The 10,705-nt window shown below is 67.9% G+C and carries 9 protein-coding genes; 7 read left to right on the forward strand and 2 right to left on the reverse strand.

The window, feature by feature from the left end; all coding sequences use genetic code 11:
• Positions 1-904, reverse strand: a 904-nt coding sequence (locus WBP48_RS16415; protein WP_424441812.1) for a 5'-3' exonuclease, incomplete at its 3' end; no start/stop codon positions are given.
• Positions 905-1,136: 232 nt separating this feature from the next.
• Here WBP48_RS16415 and rpsA point away from each other — a divergent pair.
• Both rpsA and coaE read left to right on the forward strand, forming a co-directional pair.
• Positions 1,137-2,585: a 30S ribosomal protein S1 gene (rpsA, locus tag WBP48_RS16420; RefSeq protein WP_424441813.1), complete on the forward strand. Its 1,449-nt coding sequence runs from the start codon at positions 1,137-1,139 to the stop codon at positions 2,583-2,585.
• Between the two features lie 174 nt (positions 2,586-2,759).
• Positions 2,760-3,389: a dephospho-CoA kinase gene (gene coaE / locus WBP48_RS16425; protein ID WP_424441814.1), complete on the forward strand. Its 630-nt coding sequence runs from the start codon at positions 2,760-2,762 to the stop codon at positions 3,387-3,389.
• On the opposite strand, the gene WBP48_RS16430 is transcribed toward coaE, so the two are convergent.
• Positions 3,386-3,916: a hypothetical protein gene (locus WBP48_RS16430; RefSeq protein ID WP_424441815.1), complete on the reverse strand. Its 531-nt coding sequence runs from the start codon at positions 3,914-3,916 to the stop codon at positions 3,386-3,388. The two genes, coaE and WBP48_RS16430, sit on opposite strands and share 4 nt — an antisense overlap.
• Before the next feature lie 332 nt (positions 3,917-4,248).
• Here WBP48_RS16430 and uvrB point away from each other — a divergent pair, with 332 nt between their 5' ends.
• From uvrB to WBP48_RS16455, 5 genes are all read left to right on the forward strand, one after another.
• Positions 4,249-6,345, forward strand: a complete 2,097-nt coding sequence (uvrB, locus tag WBP48_RS16435) for an excinuclease ABC subunit UvrB (protein WP_424441816.1) — start codon at positions 4,249-4,251, stop codon at positions 6,343-6,345.
• Positions 6,346-6,486: 141 nt separating this feature from the next.
• Positions 6,487-6,987: a hypothetical protein gene (locus tag WBP48_RS16440; protein WP_424441817.1), complete on the forward strand. Its 501-nt coding sequence runs from the start codon at positions 6,487-6,489 to the stop codon at positions 6,985-6,987.
• A 117-nt stretch (positions 6,988-7,104) separates the two neighbouring features.
• Positions 7,105-7,560: a hypothetical protein gene (locus tag WBP48_RS16445; protein ID WP_424441818.1), complete on the forward strand. Its 456-nt coding sequence runs from the start codon at positions 7,105-7,107 to the stop codon at positions 7,558-7,560.
• A complete protein-coding gene (locus WBP48_RS16450) occupies positions 7,547-8,695 on the forward strand; it encodes a type III PLP-dependent enzyme (RefSeq protein WP_424441819.1) in 1,149 nt (382 codons plus the stop codon). Before WBP48_RS16445 ends, WBP48_RS16450 begins: the two co-directional genes overlap by 14 nt.
• A 190-nt stretch (positions 8,696-8,885) precedes the next feature.
• Positions 8,886-10,604, forward strand: coding sequence for an AAA family ATPase (locus WBP48_RS16455; RefSeq protein ID WP_424441820.1), 1,719 nt, complete (start codon positions 8,886-8,888; stop codon positions 10,602-10,604).
• Positions 10,605-10,705: the final 101 nt, after the last annotated feature.

Raw genomic sequence — 10,705 nt, forward strand, 5'->3', positions numbered from 1 at the left:
CCCGTGCAGCGGACGAGCCGAGGTTCCAGCGCGCGGCCAGCGCGTCGATCGCCTCGGCATCCGGGGCTTTCAGACGCGACCCCGCGGGAGGCACCGGCCCGAGGTCGAGGTCGCGGACGACCTCGACGACCCGTGGGGCCACCCCGAGGTAGTCCGCCGCGGCGAGGAGCTTTGCGCGGATGCCGGCGGTCACGCCCGTGCCTGCGGCGACCGCGGCGACGATCCCGGCGAGGTCGCCGTGTGCGGTGAGGAGTCCCGCGGCGGTCTTCTCGCCGATGCCGGCGACCCCGGGCAGCCCGTCGGAGGCGTCGCCGCGCATGACGGCGAAGTCGGCGTACTGCGTCGGGAGGATGCCGTACTTCGCGACGACAGCGGCGTCGTCGAGCACCTCCAGGTTGCTCATGCCGCGCCCGGTATAGATGACGCACACTCCCCGAGCATCGTCGATGAGCTGGAACAGGTCCCGGTCGCCGGTCACGACGTCGACGGCCAGCGGCGACTGCGAGGCGAGCGAGCCGATGATGTCGTCGGCCTCGTGCTGCGCGGCGCCGACGATGGGGATGCCGAGCGCCCGCAGCTCCTCACGGATGATCGGAACCTGCGCCTCGAGCGGATCGGGCACGACCTCGATGTCGGGACTGCCCGAGTCGGGAGTGACTTCTGCGACGCGGTGCCTCTTGTAGCTCGGGATCAGCTCGACTCGCCACTGCGGCCGCCAGTCGTCGTCCCAGCACGCGACCAGATGCGTCGGCTCGTAGGCCGTGACGAGCTTCGCGATCATATCGAGCAGCCCGCGGGCGGCGTTCACGGGCGTCCCGTCGGGGGCGCGTACCGTGTCGGGCACACCGTAGAACGCGCGGAAGTAGAGGGACGCGGTATCGAGCAGCATGAGACGGTCGGGCACGCGCTCATCCTGTCACGGTCTCCTCGCCGGGTGATCGGCGGTTCTGGTACCCTGGAGTGTCACGCGTGTGGCGCGTTCGCCGTGCCGTCGTGACACGCAATCCCTGACCGACCGCTTCGGTGTCGGCATCCGCTCGTTCTGGATTCGTCCGGAGTACGGATGTCGCGTGCGGCCTCGCCGTACGTGCACACCGGAGCCCGACAACACCAACCCAACAAGGACAACCCACTATATGACTACCGCAACGACCGCCCCGGCCACCAAGCAGGTCGCGATCAACGACATCGGATCTGCTGAGGACTTCCTGGCCGCGGTCGAGAAGACCCTGAAGTTCTTCAACGACGGAGACCTCATCGAAGGCACCGTCGTGAAGATCGACCGCGACGAGGTGCTCCTCGACGTCGGGTACAAGACCGAGGGCGTCATCCCCTCGCGCGAGCTCTCCATCAAGCATGACGTCGACCCGAACGAAGTCGTCAAGGTCGGCGACGAGGTCGAAGCCCTTGTCCTACAGAAGGAGGACAAGGAAGGTCGACTCATCCTCTCCAAGAAGCGCGCCCAGTACGAGCGCGCCTGGGGCGACGTCGAGAAGATCAAGGAGAACGACGGCGTCGTCACCGGCACCGTCATCGAGGTCGTCAAGGGTGGCCTCATCGTCGACATCGGCCTGCGCGGCTTCCTTCCCGCCTCGCTCATCGAGCTGCGTCGCGTCCGTGACCTCACGCCCTACCTGGGTCAGGAGATCGAGGCGAAGATCCTCGAGCTCGACAAGAACCGCAACAACGTCGTGCTGAGCCGTCGCGCCCTGCTGGAGCAGACGCAGTCCGAGTCGCGCACCACGTTCCTCAACAACCTGCACAAGGGTCAGGTCCGAAAGGGCACCGTCTCGTCGATCGTCAACTTCGGTGCGTTCGTCGACCTCGGTGGCGTGGACGGCCTCGTGCACGTCTCCGAGCTGTCGTGGAAGCACATCGAGCACGCTTCCGAGGTCGTCGAGGTGGGCCAGGAGGTCACCGTCGAGATCCTCGAGGTCGACCTCGACCGCGAGCGCGTCTCGCTGTCGCTGAAGGCGACGCAGGAGGACCCGTGGCAGGTCTTCGCCCGCACGCACGCGATCGGCCAGGTCGCGCCGGGCAAGGTCACCAAGCTCGTCCCGTTCGGCGCGTTCGTGCGCGTCGCGGACGGCATCGAGGGCCTCGTGCACATCTCGGAGCTGTCGGGCAAGCACGTCGAACTCGCCGAGCAGGTCGTCTCGGTCGGCGAAGAGGTCTTCGTCAAGATCATCGACATCGACCTGGAGCGCCGCCGCATCTCGCTGTCGCTCAAGCAGGCCAACGAGTCGGTCGACCCCAACGGCACCGAGTTCGACCCGGCGCTGTACGGCATGACGACAGAGTACGACGAGAACGGCGAGTACAAGTACCCGGAGGGCTTCGACCCCGAGTCCGGTGCCTGGCTCGAAGGCTTCGACGCGCAGCGTGAGAAGTGGGAACAGGAGTACGCCGCCGCGCAGGCGCGCTGGGAGCAGCACAAGGCCGCCGTCGCCAACGCGCTCGAGGCTGAGGCTGCCGCCCCCGCCGAGACCGGTGGCTCTTCGTTCTCGTCCGACGTGCTCGGCGGCGGTACGCTCGCCGACGACGAGGCGCTCGCGGCTCTGCGCGAGAAGCTCTCGGGTCGCTGATGCGAAAGTCTCGTGACATGACCCAGGCTTTCTCGCCCCACGGCGCGGCAGCGCCACTGAAAAGCTGAGCCGAATCCTCTCCGAACGGGCCGCCGCCCTCCGACGTCACCGTCGGGGGCGGTGGCCCGTTCCGCTTTCCACCATCGTCCGCGCTGCCGTGACAGGCTGTCAGGCATGAGCCTCATCGCTCTGACCGGCGGAATCGCATCCGGCAAGTCGACCATCGCCCGTCGACTCGCTGAGCACGGTGCCGTCATCGTAGACGCCGACGCCATCGTGCGCGATGTGCAGGCACCAGGTTCGCCCGTGCTGGCCGAGATCGCCGCCGTCTTCGGGGACGAGATGCTCATGGCGGATGGTGCGCTCGACCGTGCCTCGCTGGGCGGGGTCGTGTTCGGCGACCGTGATGCCCTGGATCGCCTGAACGGCATGGTTCATCCCGCCGTGCGTGCCGAATCGGCGCGGCGGTTCGCGGCGGCATCCGCCGCCGACCCGAACACCGTCATCGTCTACGACGTGCCGCTGCTCGTCGAGGCGCGCGTCGACGACCCGTGGGATCTCATCGTCGTCGCGCACGCCCCGGCATCCTCGCGTATCGAACGCCTTGTGCAGCTGCGCGGGCTCACGCGTGACGAGGCGGTGTCGCGCATCGCTTCGCAGGTAGATGACGATGCGCGGCTGGCTGTTGCCGACGTCGTCATCGACACGGCTGGTTCACTCGAGGACACGATCGCGCAGACCGACGCGCTGTGGGAACGGCTCTCCTCAGCATCTCGCGCCGCACGCGTGCGCGACGGCGACTAGGCGCGCTGGAGGTCGTCGCCGAGACGAACAAGACGTCTCGCGAGTGAGATGATGACGCAGGCCGGGATGACGAGCCAGAACGTGTTCGGCAGAACCGCGATCCCGAGGAAGCCCGCGATGTTGCCGTCCTCGACGGACTGGCGGGTCATCGCGAGCCCGCTGGAGATCTCGACGCCGAAGTACAGCACGGTCTTCCAGAACGTCGCGACCGAAACGATGAGGCCGAGCACGACACCGGAGAAGCGTCGGCGACGAGCGACCGCCCAGAACAATGCGGCGGCTTCGACGAGGTTGAGCGCGCTTTGGGCCGTCCCGAACGCGTCGAAGTTCGCGTACCGGTGGTCGAACTGTGCGTAGAGCAGGTGGCCAGGCCAGAGCCCGGCCAGCGGACCGCCCGCGTGGGAGAGCGGTCCCAGCAGTACGAAGACAGCGTCGTAGATCTGGATCACGGCGGAGACCACGAACCACACGACCATCCAGCGCGCGAGGCGCGGAACCGTCACTGTGGTGGCGGTGGGCGCGATCATTGACCCACCATAGCGCCCGCCCAGCACCCGCGGCGATGCTCACGGAGCCCGGCGACACGACGCGGAGATCGGCCCGCAACCCGCTGTTCATCCGCCCCCTCTAATCTGAGGTCATGACTTGAGCCGATCGTCCGAGAGGGGACCGCCATGCGTATCCGCAGCACGGGCCACAGCCGCTGCTCCGATGCCGAGCCCGAGTGGGACGATTTCGCGACGGGGGACTTCGAATCGGGCGAGGACGACGAGGCCTGACACCGACTCTCCCGGTTGTCCGGTCGACGCTCGCGGCGAACGCCGGAGCTCGTGTCGGGGGGCCCGTCTAGCCTGGAAACATGCAGACCACGCGATCCGTGCGCCCCTTCGAGGTCGTCAGCGAGTACGCGCCGAGCGGCGACCAGCCGCAGGCCATCGCCGAGCTCGCGGCGCGTATCAACGCCGGCGAGACCGATGTCGTGCTGCTCGGCGCGACCGGCACGGGAAAGTCCGCGACAACGGCGTGGCTCGTCGAGCAGGTGCAGCGGCCCACGCTCGTGCTCGCGCACAACAAGACCCTCGCCGCGCAGTTGGCGAACGAGTTCCGCGAGCTCATGCCGCACAACGCGGTCGAGTACTTCGTCAGCTACTACGACTACTACCAGCCTGAGGCCTACGTCCCGCAGACGGACACCTTCATCGAGAAGGACTCGTCCATCAACGCCGAGGTCGAACGTCTCCGCCACTCCACGACCAACTCGCTGCTGAGCCGGCGCGACGTCGTGGTCGTCAGCACGGTGTCGTGCATCTACGGCCTCGGCGCGCCGGAGGAGTACCTTCGGGCGATGGTCGCGCTGCAGGTGGGAGAGCGCTACGACCGTGACGCCCTCATCCGCAAGTTCATCGCGATGCAGTACAACCGCAATGATGTGGACTTCTCGCGCGGCAACTTCCGCGTGCGTGGCGACACGATCGAGATCATCCCGGTGTACGAGGAGTTCGCCGTGCGCATCGAGCTGTTCGGCGACGAGATCGAGGCGCTGTACATGCTGCATCCGCTCACCGGCGATATCGTGCAGCGCCTCGACAGCGTGCCGATCTTCCCGGCATCCCACTACGTCGCCGGCACCGACACCGTCCAGCGCGCGATCGGCACGATCGAGACCGAACTGGGCGAGCGGCTGAAAGAGCTCGAAGGGCAGGGCAAGCTCCTGGAGGCTCAGCGGCTGCGCATGCGCACGACCTTCGACCTCGAGATGCTGCAGCAGCTCGGGTTCTGCTCCGGCATCGAGAACTACTCCCGTCACCTCGACGGACGCGAGGCGGGGGAGCCGCCGCACACGCTGCTCGACTTCTTTCCCGACGACTTCCTCCTCGTCATCGACGAGTCGCACGTCACGGTGCCGCAGATCGGGGCGATGTACGAGGGGGATGCCTCGCGCAAGCGCACCCTGGTCGACCACGGGTTCCGGCTGCCGAGCGCACTCGACAACCGCCCATTGCGGTTCGACGAGTTCAAGCAGCGCATCGGGCAGACGGTGTACCTGTCGGCGACGCCGGGGCGCTATGAGATGGGCATCGCTGACGGTGTCGTGGAGCAGATCATTCGTCCCACGGGCCTGGTCGACCCGCAGATCGTCGTGAAGCCGTCGAAGGGACAGATCGACGACCTGCTGGAAGAGATCCGGGTGCGGGTCGAGCGCGACGAGCGCGTACTCGTGACGACTCTCACGAAGAAGATGGCCGAGGAGCTCACCGACTTCCTCGGCGAGCACGGCGTGCGCGTGCGCTACCTCCACTCCGACGTCGACACCCTGCGGCGCGTCGAGCTCCTGACCGAACTGCGGCAGGGCGTGTACGACGTGCTCGTCGGCATCAACCTGCTGCGTGAGGGGCTCGATCTGCCGGAGGTATCGCTCGTCGCGATCCTGGATGCCGACAAGGAGGGGTTCCTGCGCAGCGGTACGTCCCTCATCCAGACGATCGGCCGCGCCGCGCGCAACGTCTCGGGCGAAGTGCACATGTATGCCGACAACATGACCGACTCGATGCGCTCCGCGATCGACGAGACCGAGCGGCGCCGCGAGAAGCAGATCGCCTACAACACCGAGCACGGCATCGATCCGCAGCCGCTGCGCAAGAAGATCGCCGACATCACCGACGCGCTCACGCGCGAGGCCGACGACACGGATCGGATGCTGCGGGCCAAAGGTCGGGGTGGCCGGGCCGCGTCGAAGTCCTCGTCGGGCAAAGGCAAGTCGCCCACGCCGCAGCTGCGGCGCGAGGGGATCGCCGCCGAGGGCGCGATGCAGCTGGAGGCGACGATCGAGGATCTCACCGCCCAGATGCTCGCCGCCGCTTCGGAGCTCAAGTTCGAGCTCGCCGGCCGCCTGCGTGATGAAGTGCAAGACCTCAAGCGGGAACTGCGTGCCATGGAGCGAGCCGGGCACGCGTAGACCGCGGCCCAACCGTTCCACCGCGACACCGCTAGGACGAGGTAGTCGACCCCCGCAGTCCGGCGCGCCCTTGTTCGTGCATGGGTATCACCGGTACGCCACGCAGGCTCCTCCCGGTAGCAAACAGTGGAGGGGGCCACGGTGTCAGATGCAGCTGCGGCGAGTGTGATGCGGGTGCCCGGGCTGATCTTCTGGCTGCGACGCTATCTACCGGCCGAGGCGTGCGCCACCGTCGCCGCGGTCGCCGCGGGGCTGTCAGTCCGGGTCTGGCACGACGCGACGTGGATCACCGTCTGGGCGGCGACGATGGCAGACTCGATCGGCTTCTATGCGCCGATGTTCGTGACGATCTGGCACGAAGAGCGCAGCGAGGGCAGATCTCCGCGCACGGCGATCGCGCGCGGAGGCGCGCAATTGGTGGCCGAGTTCGGACCGGCGTCGCTCATTGACACGTTCGCGGCGCGACCGGCTCTTCTCGCCCTGGCGATGCTGCTGATTCCCGCAGAGGGGTGGGCGCTCCTGGCCGGCAGTCTCGCGGCGAACGGTGTGTTCTATGTCGTCTCTGCGGCCTGCTACCTGCTGACGCGTCGAGCGCGACGCGACGTGGGGCGGTCCGCGCCGCAGACCGTAGTCGATACGTAGTCCTCGGTGCTCGCGCCCGCGATCCACCTAGTGTGCCTGCTCGGGCACGAGGCGACACTGAACAGATTGCAATCGGGCCGCCGTGGGAAGCGCCTGAGAGAACGAGGGGGAAGTGCAATGCGTGTGGTGTGGTTTTGGATCGTCCGGTACGGTCCCGCGGAGATCGCCGGAACGCTGCTACTGCTGGCGTTCGCCTTGCCTTTCCAGTTTGCGGCCGCGTCGATCGCTGCCGTCACTGTGGCGGGCATCGTCGGTGAGAATCTCGGCTTCTACGGCGTGATGATCGCGACGACGGCGCGCGAGGTGAGCCGGGCGACTCCGCACGGGTCCTTCCGCGAGATCGCCGGCCGCTCGGTCGCGCTGACGGCGGCGGAGTTCGGGCCGTCCGAGGTGCTCGACTCGCTGCTCACGCGTCCCGTGGCGGTCGCGGGCAGCCTGCTGCTGTTCGGCAACACACCGATCGCTCTTGGCATCGGCAAAGTGGGGGCGGACCTGGTGTTCTACGCGATCGCGGCGGGGGCTTTCGTCGCGACGAAGCGACTGGGATGGCGCAAGCGCCGTGTCGTCTCTTGACCTCGGCGAACGGCAGCACGCCGTCTCGCCCATCGAAGTCCTTCGGAGCCCGGCGGTGGAGGCCGCCCTGCGCCGGTGGGGCACGCCGCTGTTCGTCCTCGACGGCGACCGCGCGGTTCGCGCAGCCGACGAGCTCATGCGTCATCTACCGCGGGTCGCACACCACTACGCCGTGAAAGCACTTTCGCACCCCGTACTGCTGAGCAGGCTCGCACGGGCTGGAATGGGCTTCGACATCGCTTCGAACGCCGAACTCGACGCCGCGCTCGCTGCCGGCGCCAGCCCGGAGCGCATCATCCACACCCACCCGCACAAGAAGGCCGCCGACATCGCGTATGCGATGAGCCACGGCATCCGCACCTTCGTAGTCGACAACCTTGGCGAGGTCGACAAGCTGGAGAGGTTTCCGTCGGCGGAAGCGCTGGTCCGGCTGGCGTTCCCCGACCCGGCGAACCCCATCGATCTGTCCGCCAAGTTCGGGCTCGGCATCGATGCTGCTCCGGGACTGCTCGCCTATGCACGCAGGCGGCGGGTGCCCGTCCGCGGACTCAGCTTCCACGTGGGCAGCCAGAGCGAGAACACGGGGGCATTCTCACGCGCGGTGGGGGCCGCGATCGATCTTGTGGACCGACTGCGCGCCGACGCTCACCCGATCCGCTCCGTCGACATCGGCGGCGGGTTTCCCGTGACATATCGACGGGTCGCGCCCGAACTCGACGCCATCGCTGAAGTGCTCAACCCGGTGATCGAGTCTCGAACGGACATAGAGTTCCTCTCCGAGCCGGGGCGCTTCGTCGCGGCGCCGTCGATGACGCTCATCGCCGGTGTCGTCTCCGTTTCGACGAGGCCCGACGGCCGAGAATGGGCATTCATCGACGACGGCGTCTATGGCGGCTACTCCAACGTGTTGTTCGACCACGTCGATCCGGTCATCATCACGACGTCTCACCGGGAGCTACGACGTCAAACGATCGCGGGTCCCACGTGCGACTCGATAGACGTCGTCGCGAGGGACCGTCTGCTTCCTCGGCTGGCCGTCGGTGATCTCGTGGTCTCACCCATGATGGGCGCCTACACCGCCGTCAGCGCGACAGACTTTCACGGTTTTCGGCGAGCACCGATCGTCGTTTTGTGATCACTCTTCGCGGAGCCGGCTACGTAGGCAATCGCGTATCGCCGCCTGAATACGTATGTGCTCCGTTCCGCGACCCGGACAGGATCGCACCATGCAGTTCCATCGCCGCATCGCGGGGCACGGCGCAAGGCATCACGCTCGTCTCGCAGATCTTCCGTCGACGACGCTTCTCGTGGTGTGATCGTCGATCATGACCCTCGAACGTCCGCCTGACCGCGCCGCGCTGGCCGCGGTGCTGCAGGAGTGCGCGGACTCGGGATCGAACGTGCTCATCACCGGAGAACCGGGAGTCGGCAAGTCGCGGGTGCTGGCGGACCTCGTCGAAGCGGCTCCCGGTTCCGTGCTGATCATCGCCGACGCTGTGGACCGCGCGCTGGTGCTGCACCCGTTTCGCGAGTTGACGCCGGCGGATGCCGGCGTCGGCGACGACGGTCTGCGCGCCGTGCGGGGGCGGATGCGGCGCGAGTTGCGGGAGCGGCGCGTCGGCATCCTCGCAATCGATGACGTCCAGAACCTGGACGTTCAGGCGTCAGGACTCGTCGGCGAGATCGCTGCCGAGGGAACGCGGATCGTCGCCACGCTCGGCTGGCGAGGTGTGCTGCCGCAGCCGTTGGTACGACTGTGGGCACAGGAGGGCGGACGGCGCATCGAGCTGATGCCGTTGCTGGAGCACGAATCTGTCGCGCTGGTGGAGGGGTTGCTCGGGGGTCTCGTCGACGCGGCGCTTGCTCGCGATCTCGCGGCGGTGAGCGGAGGCATTCCGCTCGTGCTGCGCGAGCGGGTGCGCCGCGGGCTCGCCGACGGCTCCATCGTGCAGGTGCGGGGGGTGTGGCGGCTCTCGCGCCATCTGACTCCGACGGCGTCGATCGGTGCGCTGTTCTCGGAGCGCCTTGCCGCACTCGAGAACGAGCAGCGGGAGATCGTCGAGCTGGTCGTGCTCGGCGAGCCGCTCCGCCTCGCCATGTTGCACGAGATCGTGGGGGAGCCCGCAGCGCGGCGAGCCGCGAAGGACCTGCTCGTCGCGGTCACCGGCGATGAGCAGCCGATCGTGCGGCTCGGCCCCGGAATCTGGCGCGACAGCGTGATCGCCGGTCTTTCTCCGCTCCGCCGACGGCGTTTGTGGGGGGAGTTGGCGGATGCTGCGACACGGAGTGAATCGACGGGCTACGAACGGATCCGCGCCGCCGGCTGGCGGTTCAGTCGCGGCGACCGGATGACGGAGGGTGAGCTCAGAGACCTCGTGACCGAGGCGCGACACCTGGCGCCGGACCGCGTAGAGGGGCTGTTGCGCGCCGCCGTGGCGAGCGGGGACGCGGTGCAGAGCCGTCTGGATCTGGCCATGCACCTGATCCGGGAGGATCGGCTGCGTGAAGCGCACCGTGTGCTGGACGAACTGGACCGCGTCTTGATGGATCCGGGCCAGCGTCACCGCCTCGTGCTGCTGCGTGCGCGTGCGCTCGCGATGTCCGCCGACGGACCCACCCGTGCCGTGCAGTCGCTGGACGCCGATGCCCGCGAGCATGCGCCAACGGCTCCGACCCTTGCCCTGCGGGCTCTGGCCCTCTTGCGGCTCGGTGCAGTGGACGACGCGCTTCGCGTCGCGTTCTCGATCGCGACCGATCCGCGCAGCCCGGCGGATGTCGCGCTCGACGCAGCCGTCACCGGAGGCTATGCCGCGGTGTGGGCCGCGGACCGGCCGACACTCGCGGTGCTGCGTCAGCGGATCGTGACGCTCGGGACGGAACGCGCGTGGGAACTTCTCGACGGCCCCGCCACCGTGCCACTGCTCGACGCGGCATCCGCCCACATGCGGGGCTGTCGCGTCGACGAGGCGGAGCAGTGCGCGGCGCAAGGATATCGGGTCGCGCTCCAACGCGGCGACGGGGGTGAGTCCCATAGCGTGGTGTAATTCCCCCGCGGAGCTCTCGACGTCGTTGACGTAGGCGGGCCATCGTGGGAGACCGTTGTGTTCCTCCAAGAACCCAGAAAGTGATCCCACGATGACCCAGA

It is taken from the genome of Microbacterium sp. (assembly GCF_049661145.1).
In the GTDB taxonomy this organism is placed as follows: Bacteria; Actinomycetota; Actinomycetes; order Actinomycetales; family Microbacteriaceae; genus Microbacterium.